The 15,925-nt window shown below is 67.6% G+C and carries 17 protein-coding genes, 2 pseudogenes and 1 other annotated feature; of the genes and pseudogenes, 10 read left to right on the top strand and 9 right to left on the bottom strand.

Annotated features, from left to right (window positions below):
* Window positions 1–83 precede the first annotated feature (83 nt).
* Window positions 84–515 (bottom strand): IS3 family transposase, encoded by a 432-nt coding sequence (locus HDC95_RS16555; RefSeq protein WP_259064776.1) that lies wholly within the window; start codon window positions 513–515, stop codon window positions 84–86.
* Window positions 423–550 (bottom strand) — a sequence feature (AL1L pseudoknot). It overlaps the preceding gene by 93 nt.
* The gene (locus HDC95_RS16560) at window positions 509–835 is read right to left on the bottom strand and encodes a transposase (protein WP_259064777.1); all 327 of its coding nucleotides are present in this window, start codon (window positions 833–835) and stop codon (window positions 509–511) included. Its footprint overlaps the feature before it by 42 nt. Before HDC95_RS16560 ends, HDC95_RS16555 begins: the two co-directional genes overlap by 7 nt.
* Window positions 836–885: 50 nt before the next feature.
* Between HDC95_RS16560 and HDC95_RS16565 the strand changes: the two are divergent.
* From HDC95_RS16565 to HDC95_RS16940, 3 genes and pseudogenes are all read left to right on the top strand, one after another.
* A pseudogene (locus HDC95_RS16565) lies at window positions 886–1,233 on the top strand (aldo/keto reductase); the annotation flags it as partial.
* 81 nt (window positions 1,234–1,314) lie between these two features.
* A complete protein-coding gene (locus HDC95_RS16570) occupies window positions 1,315–1,524 on the top strand; it encodes a hypothetical protein (protein WP_259064778.1) in 210 nt (69 codons plus the stop codon).
* 209 nt (window positions 1,525–1,733) lie between these two features.
* Window positions 1,734–2,704, top strand: a pseudogene (locus HDC95_RS16940) (fatty acid desaturase family protein).
* 1 nt (window position 2,705) lies between these two features.
* Here the strand turns inward: HDC95_RS16940 and HDC95_RS16580 are convergent.
* Window positions 2,706–3,308 (bottom strand): GNAT family N-acetyltransferase, encoded by a 603-nt coding sequence (locus HDC95_RS16580; RefSeq protein WP_259064779.1) that lies wholly within the window; start codon window positions 3,306–3,308, stop codon window positions 2,706–2,708.
* A 35-nt stretch (window positions 3,309–3,343) separates the two neighbouring features.
* Between HDC95_RS16580 and HDC95_RS16585 the strand changes: the two genes are divergently transcribed.
* The gene (locus HDC95_RS16585) at window positions 3,344–3,727 is read left to right on the top strand and encodes a PLDc N-terminal domain-containing protein (protein WP_259064782.1); all 384 of its coding nucleotides are present in this window, start codon (window positions 3,344–3,346) and stop codon (window positions 3,725–3,727) included.
* Window positions 3,724–4,740 (top strand): epimerase, encoded by a 1,017-nt coding sequence (locus tag HDC95_RS16590; protein ID WP_259064783.1) that lies wholly within the window; start codon window positions 3,724–3,726, stop codon window positions 4,738–4,740. The genes HDC95_RS16585 and HDC95_RS16590 overlap by 4 nt, the downstream gene beginning before the upstream one ends.
* Here the strand turns inward: HDC95_RS16590 and HDC95_RS16595 are convergent.
* From HDC95_RS16595 to HDC95_RS16620, 6 genes are read right to left on the bottom strand one after another with little or no spacing between them, the layout of a single operon-like run.
* Window positions 4,698–5,651, bottom strand: a complete 954-nt coding sequence (locus HDC95_RS16595) for an epimerase (RefSeq protein ID WP_259064785.1) — start codon at window positions 5,649–5,651, stop codon at window positions 4,698–4,700. The genes HDC95_RS16590 and HDC95_RS16595 overlap by 43 nt on opposite strands.
* Entirely contained in the window at window positions 5,648–6,643 is a 996-nt protein-coding gene (locus tag HDC95_RS16600; protein ID WP_259064786.1) for an NYN domain-containing protein, read from the bottom strand. Before HDC95_RS16600 ends, HDC95_RS16595 begins: the two co-directional genes overlap by 4 nt.
* Window positions 6,636–7,631, bottom strand: a complete 996-nt coding sequence (locus HDC95_RS16605; RefSeq protein ID WP_259064789.1) for a Gfo/Idh/MocA family protein — start codon at window positions 7,629–7,631, stop codon at window positions 6,636–6,638. The genes HDC95_RS16600 and HDC95_RS16605 overlap by 8 nt, the downstream gene beginning before the upstream one ends.
* Window positions 7,632–7,635: 4 nt before the next feature.
* Window positions 7,636–8,694 (bottom strand): LLM class flavin-dependent oxidoreductase, encoded by a 1,059-nt coding sequence (locus HDC95_RS16610; protein ID WP_259064791.1) that lies wholly within the window; start codon window positions 8,692–8,694, stop codon window positions 7,636–7,638.
* A 33-nt stretch (window positions 8,695–8,727) separates the two neighbouring features.
* On the bottom strand, window positions 8,728–10,020 hold the full coding sequence (locus HDC95_RS16615; RefSeq protein WP_259064792.1) for an O-acetylhomoserine aminocarboxypropyltransferase/cysteine synthase family protein: 1,293 nt from the start codon (window positions 10,018–10,020) through the stop codon (window positions 8,728–8,730).
* Window positions 10,017–10,706, bottom strand: coding sequence for an alpha/beta hydrolase (locus HDC95_RS16620; RefSeq protein ID WP_259064796.1), 690 nt, complete (start codon window positions 10,704–10,706; stop codon window positions 10,017–10,019). Before HDC95_RS16620 ends, HDC95_RS16615 begins: the two co-directional genes overlap by 4 nt.
* Before the next feature lie 120 nt (window positions 10,707–10,826).
* Here HDC95_RS16620 and HDC95_RS16625 point away from each other — a divergent pair, with 120 nt between their 5' ends.
* The 5 genes from HDC95_RS16625 to HDC95_RS16645 are packed head-to-tail and all read left to right on the top strand — an operon-like array spanning window position 10,827 to window position 15,925.
* A complete protein-coding gene (locus HDC95_RS16625; RefSeq protein WP_259064798.1) occupies window positions 10,827–12,344 on the top strand; it encodes an ABC transporter substrate-binding protein in 1,518 nt (505 codons plus the stop codon).
* Between the two features lie 3 nt (window positions 12,345–12,347).
* Window positions 12,348–13,370 carry an ABC transporter permease gene (locus tag HDC95_RS16630; RefSeq protein WP_259064800.1) on the top strand — a complete coding sequence of 341 codons (1,023 nt, stop codon included), beginning with the start codon at window positions 12,348–12,350 and terminating at the stop codon, window positions 13,368–13,370.
* Entirely contained in the window at window positions 13,367–14,230 is an 864-nt protein-coding gene (locus HDC95_RS16635) for an ABC transporter permease (protein ID WP_259064801.1), read from the top strand. The genes HDC95_RS16630 and HDC95_RS16635 overlap by 4 nt, the downstream gene beginning before the upstream one ends.
* Complete coding sequence (locus HDC95_RS16640; protein WP_259064802.1) at window positions 14,223–15,116, top strand: ABC transporter ATP-binding protein; 894 nt, start codon at window positions 14,223–14,225, stop codon at window positions 15,114–15,116. The genes HDC95_RS16635 and HDC95_RS16640 overlap by 8 nt, the downstream gene beginning before the upstream one ends.
* Window positions 15,113–15,925 carry an ABC transporter ATP-binding protein gene (locus HDC95_RS16645; RefSeq protein WP_259064803.1) on the top strand — a complete coding sequence of 271 codons (813 nt, stop codon included), beginning with the start codon at window positions 15,113–15,115 and terminating at the stop codon, window positions 15,923–15,925. The genes HDC95_RS16640 and HDC95_RS16645 overlap by 4 nt, the downstream gene beginning before the upstream one ends.

Consider the following 15,925-nt stretch of genomic DNA (forward strand, 5'->3'; position numbering starts at 1 on the left):
ACACTGCCCGACCCGGGTCGGTGAAATCTCAGTGACCCCTGTCGACCTACTCGATTGTCGAAGCATGACCTTCGGCTGTCCCATTAGGTGAAGTCGACCACCCAGAGCTCGTTCGGCCGGTCAGCGTAGAACTCGCGCTTGACGTGATCCTCAGCCCTCGGCGCGGAGTCGTCGGGACGGGTGGTGATGAACTGCTTGCCGCGGCGGATGCCGCGCAGGCCCTGCTGACGCATGAGGCGCTCGACAGTGCACCGCGCGACGATGACGCCTTCCCGGGCCAGTAGCCGCCATACCTTGCGGACGCCGCTGATGCCGCGGCCGAGCTTGCGGTCCCAGAACACCCGCTCGATCTGAACGACCAATTCCGCATCGCTGACGGCTCGCGCGGAGGCGGGTCGCTTCTTGAATGCGTAGTAACTGGACGGAGCGATCTTCACCCCGTGCTCTGTGAGCACGCGGCAGATCGGCTCGACTCCGAACCGGTCACGATGATCATCGATGAACTGAACTACCACGGCAGTCGCGGGTCGAGCTCCCGCGCGAAGAAACTCGACGCCGCCAACAGAATCTCGTTCGCGCGCTTCAGCTCACGCACCTCCGCCTCGAGCTGCTTGATCTTCGACGCGTCATCTGTCGTCGTCCCCGGCCGCTCGCCCGCATCGATCTGGGCTTGCTTGACCCATCCGCGAAGCGTGTCAGGATTCACCCCGACGCGCTGTCCGATCCGCATCACTGCCTGGTGCACAGACAGCTCGGAGTCTTCCTTTCGCGCTTCCTGCACGAGCCGCATTGCTCGCTCCCGCAACTCCGGCGGATACTTCCTCAAAGCTGGCATAGTCATCATCCTCTCGGGATTTCAGACCCTCCACTAAACCCGGGGCGATTCAGAGCGTAGTGCGCGACGGCGGCGGCATCGTCGAGTACTGCCGCATCAACGGCATCACGATCCAGGCGTGGTCGCCGTTCCAGGCCGGATTCTTCTCCGGCGTTTTCCTCGACAATCCCGACTACCCGGAACTCAACGCCGTCATCGATCGTCTCGCCGAGAAGCACGACGTGACGCCGATCGGAATCGCGACCGCCTGGATCACACGACATCCCGCGAACATGCAGGTCGTGCTCGGAACGACCACGCCACAGCGCGTCAGCGACGCGGCGGCCGGATCGGATATCGTGCTCACCCGCCCCGAGTGGTACGAGTTGTTCCGCGCCGCGGGCCATACAGTTCCGTAGTCACATGCCGACGGCATCCGATGCCATCGGGCCTCGACGCGGACGGTAGGCTGGACACGGCACAAACAACAGGAGGCAGCCGTGATCATCAGCTTCATCGTCTACTTGGTCCTCTTCGTGGGCGGCATCGTGCTGATGGGCATCTCGCACGGCCTTCCTGACTTCCAGGCGCTGGTCTTCTGCGCCGGTCTCGCAACCTTCTGCCTGTCGATGGCGTGGATCATGCGCGCAGGCCGCAGCGGCGCCACCCGCCGCTCGAACAACTGGGATGGCGGCCCGGCGGCCAGCTGATCGGCGGTCAACTCTCTGAAACACCGCTCGGGATCGTTCCGGGCGGTGCTTCGCTGTATGCGCGCTCAGCACCTGCATCGAGAGGCAGGTGAAACCTGCCGACGAGGAGCGTAACGTTGGTAGAGGAGTTCACGACGCGGAAGCGGCGTCACTCCGGTTCAAGGAGACGGCGTTGTCCAGTCTGAGGCGGCGCTGGAGAAGAGGTCGCCATGGGCGCCATACGTTCGACCACACATGCCGGCGCTCGAGCGTCGGCGCGACGCGGAACCAGCGAGTTCGCTGAACTGGCGAAGCAGATCAGGGACAGCGGATGGCTGCACCGTCGTTACGGCTACTACTGGACGAAGCTCATCGCAGCGCCACTCGTGCTCGCGCTCGGACTCATCGTGTTCATCTGGATCGGCGACACCTGGTGGCAGCTGTTCACTGCTGCAGCACTGGCGATCGTGTTCACGCAGATCGCTTTCCGCGGTCACGACGCCGCGCATCGACAGATCTTCGTGACCGGGCGCTGGAATGACTGGATCAGCCTCATCCTCGGCGATCTGCTCGTGGGGATGAGCTACGGCTGGTGGCAGCGCAAGCACACCCGTCACCACGCGAATCCGAACAAACTCGGCTCCGATCCCGATATCGAACTTCCCGTCATCGCGGTCACGGCAGAGACGGCGGACCGGCATCTTCCTCCGCTCCTGCGTTCATGGCAGTGCGCCTGATCGGGTTCGTGGTGCTGGTCTTCGTGGTGCTCTCACCCGGTATCGCGTTCGTCTTCCTCGCGGTGCAGCTGGGGCTCTTCGGCTTCTACATGGGCGTCGCTTTCGCACCGAACCACAAGGGGATGCCGGTCGTGCCGCGCGATGTCGCACTCGACTTCCTCCGTCGTCAGGTGATGATGAGTCGCGACATCCGCGGCAGCAGATTGCTCGATATCGCGATGGGTGGACTCAACTACCAGATCGAGCATCATCTGTTCCCGTCGATGCCGAGGCCGCACCTGCGCCGAGCGGCTCCCATGATCGCCGCGTACTGCCGTGCGCACGACGTTCCCTACGTGCAGACCGGTCTGTTCGCGTCATACGGCATCGTGGTGCGCTACATCAATCGGGTCGGCCTCGGGGAACGGGATGTGTTCACCTGCCCGCTCGTGGAGCAGCGTGCGCAGCTGACCGTGGGGGCGTGAGTCAGCGTCGCTTCGCGAGTCGTGCCTCGAGGTTCGCCTTCACCGCCGGCCACTCCGGCTCGACGATGGAGAACTCGACGGAGTCGCGCAGCGCGCCGTTGCGATAGCGGGATATCGCGCGCATCACACCGTCCTGCTTGGCTCCGAGACGCTCGATCGCTGCGCGCGACTGGAAGTTCGCCCATTGCGTGGTCAGCCCCACGCGGAACACGCCCAGCGTCTCGAAGGCGTGCGTGAGTAGCAGCAGCTTCGATTCGGCGTTCGTTCCGGTGCCGTGAGCGGACGGGCGATTCCAGGTGTATCCGATGTGCAGCCGAGGCACATCCGGCGCCAGGTCGTAGTACGTGGTCATCCCGATGACGCGACCGGATGCGTCCACGGCGGTGAACGGCACCATCTCGCCCTTCTCCGCCAGAGCCAGCCTGCGATCGATCTCGTCGGCGACGTCGTCCGGTGCAGGCACAGAGGTGTACCAGGCCGTCTGCCATAAGTCGTTCTCCTGCACAGCCTCGACGAGACCGTCGTGGTGCGAGCGATTCAGCGGTTGCAGTTCGACCAGGCGCCCGGTGAGCGTCACGAGGCCCGGGGGCGTGCGGAAATCCATGGCGCCATTCTATGAGCGACGGCTACGCTGGAAGCATGCCGCTGCTCTCGCTCCTCGTCATCGCGCTGATGATCGTCGCGCTGATCGACATCATCACGCGCGAGGACTCGCAGGTGAAGTACCTGCCGAAGATGGTCTGGATAATCATCGTCATCCTGCTCCCACTGATCGGCAGCGCACTCTGGTTCGCGCTCGGACGTGAGTATGCCGGAGGCGGCATATCGATCCCGCGGATGCCGCGTCGCTCTGCCGAACCGACGGCGCAGGCGCCACCGGCAGCTCAGACGTGGTCGCCGCCGGCAGAAGCCCGCACGACGGAGCAGCAGATCGCGGACCTCGAGCGCGAGATCGAAGAATGGGAACTGCGTCAGCAGATCGAGGCGCGCAGACGCGAACGCGGCGAGCCGGACACAGCATGACCGGCGCCCCGCGCGCAGTCCTGGGCGGGGGATCGGGCGCCCTCGGTGGAGCCCTCGCCCGCGCTCTCACTGACGACGGCTACGACGTCAAGGTGATCGGCCGGGGCGGCCCTGACGCGCGATGGGATGACCCAGACGGCATCCTGCGTCTCGTCGACGGTGCTGAGCTCGTCATCGGGCTTGCCGGCAAATCGGTCAACGCCCGCTACACCGACGCGAACCGCGATGAGATCCTGCGCTCGCGGGTGGAGACCACGCGCGCGCTCAACGAGGCCATCGCCCGCGCGGAGCATCCGCCCCGCGTCTGGATGAACGCGAGCACTGCGACTGTGTACCGCTACGCCCTCGATCGCGCGCAGACCGAGCAGGACGCTGACTCCGACACCGGATTCTCTCCCGACGTCGGCCGCAACTGGGAGGCAGAGCTCTTCCGCGGCGACCTCCCCGGCACGCGTCGCATAGCGCTGCGCACCACGATCGTGCTCGGCAGAGGACCGGTCGGCGATCTGCTCTTCAGGCTCGCGCGTCTGGGGATCGGCGGGCCACAGTATGACGGCTGGTGGTTCCCGCACCGCCGCTATCGCGGGATCGGACCGCATCCGACCGAGCCTCGTCAGTCGGGCATCCGCTCGCGTGGCCGACAGCGCTTCAGCTGGATCCACATCGATGATTTCGTGGGCGCCGTGCGGTTCCTTCGTGACCATCCGGAGATCGACGGACCGGTCAACCTCGCGGCTCCCGGAGCAGTCGAGAACCGCGAGCTCATGGCGGCACTGCGACGCACGGTCGGCATGCCGTTCGGGATGCCGGCATGGCGATTCATGCTGGAGCCGGCAATGTGGGTGCTGCGCACCGAGTCCGAACTCGTGCTCAAGAGCCGCTGGGTCGCGCCGGGTGTGCTGACCGAGGCCGGATACACCTTCGTCCATCCCGAGCTGGAGGAGGCGCTGCGCGACATCCGCGGAGCGGATCAGCCGAAGGATTCCCGGAGCGCAGGCTCAAGCGTCGGATAGGCGAAGTCGAAACCGGCATCCGTGAGCTTGTCCGGAAGGACCCACCGGCTCTTCAGAATCAGCTCGGTCTCGGTGCGGATGCCGATGGCGCCGAGCTCCAGCATCCAGCGCGGCATCGGCGGGCCGAAGCGTACGCCGAGCACCCGACGAACGGTCGCCATGAACGTGGTGTTGTCCACTGGGTGCGGGGCGGCGGCGTTCACCGGCCCCGCCAGCTCCGGATGCTCTTCGATGAAGTCGATGATCCGGCCGATGTCTTCGAGATGCACCCAACTGAACTTCTGTCGCCCATGCTTCGCACCTGGGAGATGCGCGGTCCCGGCCGTCTGGCGGCTCTTCGTCACCGGCCACCAGCCGTCGTACTGCGCGCCACCCAGACCGACCCTGGCGAGATTCTTCAGCGGTCCGAGCACACCGCCGTGACCGAGCACGATGGTGCTGCGCAGCGCCACTCGTCGAGTGCGCGGAAGCGCGTCGGCGAACAGCGCTTCCTCCCAGGCCTTTGCGACCTCCACCGAGAATCCGGTGCCCGTTTCGCCGCTGCTCTCCGTCATGGGCCGGTCCTCAGCGTGACGGTAGATCGTCGCGGTGGAGGAATTCACCCATACGGGCGGCGGGGCCGCCGCCGCCATGATCGCGGCGCCGAGAGACGCGGTGGTGTTCAGGCGTGAGCGGAAGATCTCTGCGCGGTTGTCGGGGGTGTATCGACAGTTCACGCTCTTGCCGGCGAGCCCGATCACGAGGGATGCGCCGTCGACGGCCTGGTCGATGCCGGTTTGGTCTCCCCACCGGTAGTCAGCACCGGCACGGGAGATCGTGGTCACCTCTCGTCCCTCGCTGCGGTACTTCTGCTGCAGATACTGCCCCATGAAGCCGGACGATCCGCCGATCACCACTCTGCCGGTGCTCACGGGAGCTCGCGCAGGCGCACCAGCCGCTCGTGACCGGTCTCTTCGAGCTCCGTGATCTGGTCTCGTGACTTCAGGAAGTCGGAGAACGAACGGTAGCCGAGTGCCTTCTCGCTGAACGACGGATCCATGCGGCGCATGTGCGTCTTCACCGCCGAGCTGTGCAGCCACTCATCAGCATCCGCCTTGTCGTGCCCCAGGCGCAGGGCGCGTTCCAGCAGAAGCGTCGCCTCGTCCTGCTCGGTGAGCGTCGTCGGTTCCTGATCGGCGGGCACATCCGGCTCGGCGGGTTTGGCCGCCTTCTTGGCCCGCGTGCGCGGAACTCTGGCCTTCACCGGCGGTTCTGTCTCGGCATCCGCCTCGGCTTCCACCTTCGGAGCCTCCGCGGCGGGCTCTACCCGCGCGGTGGCGACCTTCTTGGTCGCGGGGCGCACGACACCGGGCAGCGAGTCGTATGACTCGAACTCGTCGCACGCAGCAGCCAGCGACTTCGCGGTGGAGCCGGCCACACCCACGCCGATCACGTAGCGTCCCAGGCGCTTGCAGCGCTGCGCCAGCGGCACGTAGTCGCTGTCGCCGGCGACGAGCACCACGTGGGTGAGGTCGGAGAGGCGGAACATGTCCTCCACGGCATCCACGGCGAGTCGGATGTCGGCGCCGTTCTTGGCGTACGCTGCGGCAGGGAACAGCTGCACGAGGTCGACCGCGCGTGCGACGAGCTGCGAGCGGTACACAGCGTTCACCGGAGAAGACCAGTCGGCGTAGGCGCGCGTCAGCACGAGTGTGCCGAACGAGGCCGCGTAGTCGATGATCGCACCGACCTCGATCATCGCCGCTTTCAGCCGTTCGACGACCTCGGGATCGTTGGGGTTCTCGGCGATGCGCTGGCGATCCTTGCCATAGGCATTGCGCCCATGTACCCGGTCGTACCAGGAGATGACGATGTTGTCGAAGTCGAGGTAGACGGCGACGCGGGGGTCCTGGGTGTCAGCCATTGATGTGCTCCTCATTCGGGTAGCGGACGCCGATCTGGGCGCGGATCTCGTCGAGTGTGCCCATGATGGCGACGCTCTCCGCGATCGGCAGGATGTCTCCGGCGAAGTTCCCCTCGCTCACCAGCCGCTCGGCGGCGAACGCCTGGTACTGCATGCCCCGACCCTCGACTTCTGAGGCGTACTCCTCGCGCACGGTGCCGTCGGGGCCGACCACGCGGAATGAGGTCGGCGCGTACCAGACGCGGTCGATGTCGATCCGTGCTTCGGTGCCGATGACGGAAGCGGCATTCGGACCGACTGCCCTCGAGGACGAGAGGCTGGTGGAGATCGCACCGCCCTCATGCGTCATGACGGTGGCGACCTCCGAGTCGGCACCGGTGTCCATGAGTCGCGCGGTGGCCTGGATGCTGGTCGGCGCGCCGAGCACGTCCCAGATGAACGAGATCGGGTAGATGCCGAGGTCGAGCAGTGCGCCTCCGCCGAGCTCCAGGGCGTTGAGGCGGTGCGCTGGATCATCCGTGATGCGCTGCGTGTGATCCGCCGTCACCGCTCGGATCTCACCGAGGGCGCCCTCCGCCAGCAGCTCGCGGATGCGCACCATATGGGGAAGGTAGCGCGTCCACATCGCCTCCATCGCGAGCAGGCCTCGTTCGGCGGCGATGCGCTGCAGGTCCTCCGCCTCGGCGCGGCTCACAGTGAACGCCTTCTCAACGAGCACGTGCTTGCCGTGTTCGAGAGCGAGCTTGGCATCGGCATGATGCATCGGGTGCGGGGTGGCGACATAGATGACGTCGACGTCGGGATCCGAGACGAGAGCCTCGTACGACGCGTGTGCGTGCGAGATTTCGAACTTCGCAGCGAACGCGTCGGCCGAGGACTGCGAGCGCGAGCCCACGGCGACGAGATCGAGACCTGCGGTGCGCAGATCGGCGGCGAAGGCGGACGCGATGCCACCAGTGGCGAGGATTCCCCAGCGAAGACCAGTCATACTCTCAGCGTAGGGCAGTGGCGAGTGCCTCCTGCGGCACGAGCGGGAAGACCTGCTCCGCGATGCGCTCGAGTTCCTCGTCCAAGGGCGACGCTTGGATGAGCAGCAGCGTGATCCCGGCCTCTGCATAGTCGTTGATGCGCTCGGCGACCCGCTCGGCCGTGCCGACGAGGTTCGGACGCAGCCCGCGCGTGCCGACCGAGTATTCACGACGGCTGACCTCGACCGACAGGTTCGAGTGCCGTCTGAACTCCTCGAAAGACGCGTACCCGGGCGAGTCGGGGTCCACTGTCGTGATCCGGTCGAGTTCGCGCTGCGCCTCGGCCTCGGTGTCGCGGACGATCACGTACGCCGGCATCCCGAATTCGGCGATCGGGCGGCCGTGGATCCGCTCAGAGCGGGCGTTCATGTCTGCGACGTTGCTGCGCACCTCGTCGAGCGTGCCGCCATGCATGACGTAGGCATCGGCGAAGTCGGCGATCGCCTCGCGTCCGGCGTCGCTCTCGCCACCGGCGAAGATCACGGGGTGCGTCTGCGGCTTCGGCTCGACGATGGTCCCCTCGAACTCGTAGTGGTCGCCCGCGTACGAGAACGGCGTCTGCTCCCACAGACCGTTCAACACGTCGACGAACTCCTTCGCCTGCGTGTAGCGCTCATCGTGCGCGGGGAAGTTCCCGCCGAACTGCCGCGCCTCCTCGGCCCACCACGCCGCCACGACGTTCAGAGACACACGCCCTGGCGCGATGCTGTCGAGCGTGCTGACCGTCTTCGCGAGCACGGCGGGCAGATGGAACCCGGGGCGCACAGCCGTCATGACACGCAGATGCTCGGTGACCGCCAGGATCGCGGCAGACAGCGACCACGCCTCCAGGCTGGGAGCCTCGACACCCTTGCGGTCGTTGAGATAAAGCTCGGGGACGAGCGTGGTGTGGAAGCCGAGGCGGTCGGCCTTCACCGAGACCTCGCGGATGTGCTCCCAGGTGGCTGCCATCCGTCCCTCGTCGGTGACGTTGCGCAGGAATCCGCCGTAGACGGGCGTCCAATATCCGAGGTTGATGCTCATGATGCCTCCGGTCAGGTGTGCGCAGAGCGCGGGTCATATGCGCGCGAGGGCGCTGTCGAGGTCGGCGACGAGGTCGGCGGGGTCTTCCAGCCCTGCACTCAGGCGGATCGTGTTCAGCGAGATGCCTGCGGCGGTGCGCTGTTCGGCGTTCAGATGCGAGTGCGTCATGGATGCCGGGTGAGAGACGAGGCTGCGCGCGTCGCCGATGTTGGCGACGAGGCGGAAGACCTCGAGAGAATCGACGACCTGCGCGACGCGGGCCTGCGCTCCGGCATCCTCCGTTCCGGCGAGATCGATCGAGAACACCGACGGCGCTCCACGCGGCAGGTAGCGCTCGGCCAGCGCGTGCCAACGATTGCCTTCGAGACCAGGGTGGTGGACGGCCGCGACCTTCGGATGCTGCGCCAGATGCTGGGCGATCGTCAGGGCTGTCGCGCTCTGGCGGGCCACCCGAAGGTCGAGCGTCTCGATGCCCTGCAGAATCTGCCAGGCGTTGAACGGTGACAGCGACGGCCCGAGGTCATGCACGTACTTGGATTTCACCAGGGCGGCGAACGCCTGCCCGATGCCGAAGCGTTCCCAGAGCACGAGCTCGCCGAATCGCGGATAGAGCGCGGTGAACTGCGGCCAGCGATCGGGCTGAGCGCCGAAGTCGAACGAGCCCTGATCGACCACGACGCCGCCGAGCGAGGTGCCATGACCGGAGAGGAACTTGGTCGCCGAGTGCACGACGAAATCGGCGCCGTGCTCGCCGGGACGAATGAGGTATGGAGTGCCGACCGTGTTGTCGATCACCAGCGGCACGCCGGCCGAGTGCGCGATGTCGGCGACGAGACGGAAGTCGAGCACCTGGGCGATCGGATTGGCGATCGATTCCGCGAACAGCGCGCGCGTGGTGGGGCGGATGGCGGCCTGCCACGCATCCGCATCGTCCTGATCGACGAACGTCACGTCGATGCCGAAATCGTCGAACGTGTCCTGGAAGAGGTCGACAGTGCCGCCGTAGAGCTGTTTCGCGGAGACGATGTGCCCGCCGCGGCCGACGAGCGCCATCAGCGTCACGGCCACGGCCGCCTGCCCTGACGCGACCGCGACGGCAGACGCTCCGCCCTCGAGGGCCGCGACGCGCTCCTCCAGCACCTGCTGGGTGGGGCTGGCGTTGCGGCTGTACAGGTTGCCGGCCTGCCTAAGCGCGAACAGGTCCGCGGCATCGGCCAGCGAGGCGAACTCGTAGGCGGCGGTCTGGTAGATCGGCGGCACCGCGCTGTTCTGCGGGATGCCAGGCGTGTATCCGGCCTGCACCTGCCGCGTCGAGAACGCGGTCATGCGGCCGGCACCCCCGCGGCGAGGCGTACGACGGGGGCGTGCACGTCTCCGCTGCGCAGGCGCTCCAGCCACAGCACGATGGATGCCGCAACGCTGCGGTGCGATTGGTCGTTCAGCGCATCATGCAGGCCGTCGACGGTCTCGATCAGCTCGATGTCGGGCACGGCGCTCAGCACGGCCCCGGCCTCGGCAAAGGGGGAGACCGTGTCGGCGGATCCGTGGAAGGCGAGGACCGGCACGGCGATGGCGGCGAGGTCAGCGGCCGCCGGCACCTGTTCGACGGCCACAGCGGAGGTGCGAGCTTCAGCCGTGCCGAGCACGCCGAGGTGCACGGGGCAGGCCGTACGCTCCGCATCGGCGGGTTGGGCGACTCCGTCGAGGTCGACTGGGGTGCCGGCGACGATCGCGCCATCCGGCGTCGCGCCCTGCGAGAGCACTCGCAGAACCGCAGCCGCTCCGGTGTCGGATCCGATCAGCACGACCGGCACTTCGTCGACACCGGCGAGCCACTGCGCTGCGGCGTCGGCATCAGCCTCGAAGACGGCCACGGTGTAGCCGTCGGCGCTGAGGCGCCGTCCGAATCGCTCATATACGGGGGCGCGCTCGCCGCGACCTGCGACGACGGCGAGGATGCCCCGCACGCGTGCGGCCGGTGTCCAGAGGGCGATGGGAGAGCTCGTGGTCATGCGTCCATAGTGAGCGGTGCGACCGCATCCGCGACACGGATGTGTCGAACTATTGCAGTCTGTGTCGCCCCGCAGCGGGGCCGCTGGCTCGGGGCCGCGCAGCCTTCTACTTTCACAACCATGACCTCACGACACTCGTTCGCGGCGCTTGCCGCCGTCAGCATCGCGGCCCTGGCTTTCACCGGTTGCGCCACACAGGCGCCGGCAGTAGAGAGCGCGGACACCACTTCGCTCACCTGGGGATGGAACCTGCCCACCAGCTGGGACCCGGTGACCTCCACCGCAGGCTGGGATACCCACGCCCTGGCGCTCGTGTACGACGGGCTCACGCAGCTCGACACCGAGGGCGAGCCGGTGCCGGGCCTCGCCGAGTCCTGGGAGTACAGCGCAGACGGCACCGCGATCACGTTCCACCTGCGTGAGGACGCGGCCTTCAGTGACGGTACACCGGTGACCGCAGAGGCCGTGAAGCTCAACCTCGAGCGTGGGCGCGATCAGGAGAACTCCACCCTCGCCGGGCAGCTGCGGATCGTGACGGCGGTGGATGCCGTCGACGAACACACCGTGACGGTGCACCTCGATCAGGCCGACTATCAGGTGCCGTATCTGTTCGCCGGCAAGACCGGCTTCATCGTCAACCCAGCGGCCTTCGATGACGTCGCCTCGCTCGCGACGCAGCCGGAGGGGGCCGGGCCATTCGCGCTGACCGAGTACGTGCCCAACGCGCACGCGACGCTGGAGAAGAACGACGAGTACTGGAACGCCGACCACATCTTCATCGACGACCTCTCCGTGGTGCCGGTCGCCGACCCCGCCACTGCCGTGGCGGGAGTGAACACCGGCCAGTGGGATGTCGCGATCATCCCCGCCTCGCAGGCGGAGTCGGCGGAATCCGCGGGGCTCGAGATCGAGGAGATCAAGGCGCTCACGGTCAGGGCGCTCGACGTGAACGGCACGGTCGCGCCGTTCGACGACCAGCGGGTGCTGCAGGCGATCAGTCACGCCACCGATCGCCAGGCACTGATCGATTCCACCTACTTCAGTCACGGCACAGCGAACTGGCAGCCCTTCCCCGATGGGTACGTGGCGCACAGCGAAGAGCTCGATGACCTCTATCCGTACGACGTCGAGGCGGCGGAGGAGCTCCTCGCCGAAGCCGGCTACCCCGACGGCGTCGACATCGCCCTCACACTCGGTGAGGACGACACGGCGCTCGCCGAACTGCTGCAGGCCCAGTGGGCTGACGCCAGCATCCACGTCACGCTTAATGTGCAAGCCGCAGCCGCGATCTCGCAGAACTACGTGCAGCGCACATTCCCGTTCGTGCTCGACAGCTTCTCGGGCCGGCAGTCGCCGCTGCAGGCACTCGAGGTGCTGTACGGCCCGGAGGGCCTGATGAACCTCGGCCGTCAGACGCCGCCTGAGCTCACCGCCGCCATCGACAAGGCACGGGCCACGCCGACCGATGACCCCGCATACGCCGACACGATCCAGGATGCCGTCGAGGTCGGAGTGCGCCTGCAGCCGAACACGTTCCTGTTCAGCTGGCCGCGCATCCTCGTACACCCTGCAGGCATCACCGGCATCCAGCACTGGCTCGATGTGCAGCGCTGGGAAGACGTGAAGGTCGAGGACTGAGCCATGACGACGACCGTGACCGCCGAGGCGCACGCGCCTGAGATCGAGGACGTGCTGAGCGCGCGCCGCGTGTGGCCTGCGCTGCGCACGGTGCTGGCCACCCTCGGTACCGCGGTCACGGTCTTCGTGCTCGCCACCTTCGCCACGTTCGCGCTGGGCGCCGCGAGCGGATCCAACCCCGCAGCGGTCGCGCTGGGTGAGGTCGCAACACAGGAGGACATCGACCGGCTCAACCACGTGTTCGGGCTCGACCGCCCATTCCTGGTGCGCTACTCCGACTGGATCTCCGGCGCCGTGATCGGCGATCTCGGATCGAGCTGGTTCACGACCATCCCCGTGGCCGACAGCATCGCGCAGGCGTTCCCGGTGAGCCTGTCGATCGCCGGCGGTGCGATCCTGCTCGCTCTGCTGTTCGGCTTCGCAGGCGGCACTCTGGCGGCCGTCACCCGAGGTGGCGTCATCGATCGTGCAGTGACCCTCGCGACCACGGTGTCAGCGACGGTGCCGGCGTTCGTCGCGGCGATCGCGCTCATCCTGCTCTTCGCCTACGCGATCCCGATCTTCCCGGTCGCAGGGTATGTTCCGCCCGAGAAGGATCTGGGCGCCTGGCTGCTCTGCCTCGTCCTGCCGTCGATCGCGCTGAGCCTGGATGCCGGCGCCGACATCGCGAGGCAGCTTCGTACATCGCTGGTCGGCACGTTGCAGGAGAACTTCACCATTGGCGCGCGAGTACACGGTCTCAGCCCCACGAGGATCGTGCTCAGGCACGCGCTGCCGATCGCGTCCACACCGGCGTTGTCGGCGCTCGGCGTGCACGCCCCGCGCCTCATCGGCGGCGCGGTCATCACCGAGGTGATCTTCGGGATGCCCGGTCTCGGTCAGCTCGCGAATCGCGCCGCGCTGCAGGGCGACATCCCCGTCGTGCAGGGCGTGCTGCTCATCACGATCGCCATGGTCGTCATCATCGGCGTGATCATCAACCTCGTCATCGCCCGCACCGGCGGCGCGGATCGGAGCGCCGCATGAACGCCATCGCTCGCCTGTGGGGAGCCGGATGGACGGTGCGCATCGCGATTCTCGTCATCGTCGCAGTCTCGGTGATCGCTGTGGCAGGTCCCGTGTTGGCGCCGTACGATCCGCTCCAGCAGGACACCGGGAACGCCCTGCAGAATTCGTCGCTCGCGCACCTGTTTGGCACCGACTATCTCGGACGCGATGTGCTCTCCCGGCTCCTCGCTGGGGCACCGGCCTCGCTGCTGAGCGCCTTCGCCGCGGCGCTCATCGGGCTCGTGCTCGGTGCGGTGCCCGGAGCGCTCAGCGCCTTCGCACCGAGGGTCGGCGAATGGCTTACGCTGCGCGTCGTGGATGCTCTGCTGTCGTTGCCGTTCATCCTGTTCGCGATCGTGTTCGCTGCCCTGCTCGGCAACGGACTCGTCCAGGCGTCGCTGGCGATCGGCATCCTGATCGCGCCGAGCTTCTTCCGCATCGCGCGTGCGGCGACGCTGCGCGTACGCGATTCGCAGTACGTCGAGGCCGCCACGTTCCTCGGCGCATCTGCCTGGTGGGTGCTCCGCCGGCACGTCTGGCGTCAGGTCGCGCCGAACCTCGTCGTCGCGTCGGTCTCGGCACTCGGGGGAGCGCTGCTCGCGGTCGCCTCGCTCACATTCCTCGGCATCGGCGTGCAGCCGCCGGCCCCGACCTGGGGCGGCATGCTCTCCAGCGACCTCGGGTATCTCGGCCAGCGGCCGTTCGGACCGGTTGCCCCCGCCCTGGCGATCATCATCACGGTCGGCGCGCTGAACCTGCTTGCGGATGCCGCCCGTGACGTGCTCGGAGCGGATGCCGTGACCGCCCGCGCCCGACGTAAGGAGGCTGTCCATGTCTGAAGTGCGAACCACGACTGCTCCGACCGCAGTGTCTTCGCTCGGCGCCCGCGAGGCGTTCGCGCCTTCGTTCGACGAGAGTTCACTGGTCAGGCCCGCAGTGGCTTCGGCCGAGAACCTGGTGATCACAGCATCCGACGGCGCCGAGCTCGTGCATGGTGTCTCCGTCGCCGTGAGACCAGGGGAGGCGGTGGGCATCGTCGGAGAGTCCGGCAGCGGCAAGACTCTCACCTGCCGAGCGCTGCTCGGCATCCTTCCAGCCGGTCTCGCCGTGACCGGCGGCGCGGTGACGATCGACGGTCAGGACGTCACGCATGCTTCCGAGAAGCAGTGGCGCCGGCTGCGCGGCACGCATGTCGCCGCCGTGTTCCAGGACCCGGCGTCGTACCTTCACCCGGCGATCCCGGTCGGCGCCCAGCTCGAGGAGACGCTGCGCATCACCGCCCGAGCCCCCAGGCGGCAGACGCGCGAACGCGCCCGAGAGCTGCTCGACGATCTCGGCATCCGTCGCGTCGATCTCGTCCTGCGCCAGCGGGTCGCCCAGCTCAGCGGCGGGATGCTGCAGCGCGTGCTCATCGCGATGGCGCTCGCCGCGGATCCGGCCGTACTCATCGCGGATGAGGCGACGACCGCGCTTGATGTGACGGTGCAGGCCGAGCTGCTCGAACTGCTGGGGCGACTGCGGGTCGAACGCGACCTCGCGCTCATCCTCGTCTCGCACGACCTCGCCGTTGTCGCGCAGGTCTGCGAGCGCGTACAGGTGTTCCGTGACGGCCGCGTCATCGAGGCAGGGGCGACGTCGCGCGTGCTGCGCGCACCAGGGCACCCGTACACGAGAGAGCTGCTGTCGGCGCACGCCGCCTACGGGCTGGAGAGGTATCTCGCATGAGTGATCGACCACTGAGCCCGTCGAAGCGTCCGGTGCTCGAACTGGATCGCGTCTCGGTCGATTTCGGTCGAGTGCGCGTGCTCGACGGCGTCTCGCTGACGGTGCGACCCGGCGACGTCGTCGGCGTCGTCGGCGAATCGGGTTCCGGCAAGACGACGCTCGCGCGCACGGTGCTGCGTGCTGTCGCGCCGGTCGAGGGGCACGTGCACGTGGCAGGGCGCGACGTCACTCGCCTGCGCGGGGGAGCGCTGCGCTCATGGCGTCGCTCCGGTGCAGCGCAGTACGTGTTCCAGGATCCGCTGCGTTCGCTGGATCCGGCCGTCTCCGTCGCCGACTCGATCGTGGAGGGTCTGCGCATCGCTCGCGTGCCGACGGCGGATGCCGCCCGCCGACGCGCCGCGTCGCTCGAGGCCGTCGGACTCGATGAGGAGCTCATCGCCCGTTTGCCGGCTGGACTCTCCGGCGGGCAACGGCAGCGTGCGGCGATCGCCAGGGCCCTCGTGGTGGAGCCGCGACTGCTCGTGCTCGACGAGCCGGTCAGCGCGCTCGACGCCGCGAGTCGCGACCGCGTCGTCCGGGCGCTCGTCGCACTGCGCGACGCACGGGGGAGCGACCTGGCGATGCTCGTGATCTCGCACGACATCGGCTCGCTCGCGGCCATGAGCGATCGGCTGGTCGTCCTCAATCGCGGCCGCATCGTCGAAGACGGTCCGACCAGGCGCGTGGTCGCTCAGCCGGAGCACCCGTACACCAGGCGCCTCATCGAGTCCGTCCCCCTCATCCACACGCCGTCCGCCAACCGTCCCTGA

The sequence above is a fragment of the Microbacterium sp. AK031 genome (assembly GCF_024807145.1).
Classification (GTDB): Bacteria; Actinomycetota; Actinomycetes; order Actinomycetales; family Microbacteriaceae; genus Microbacterium.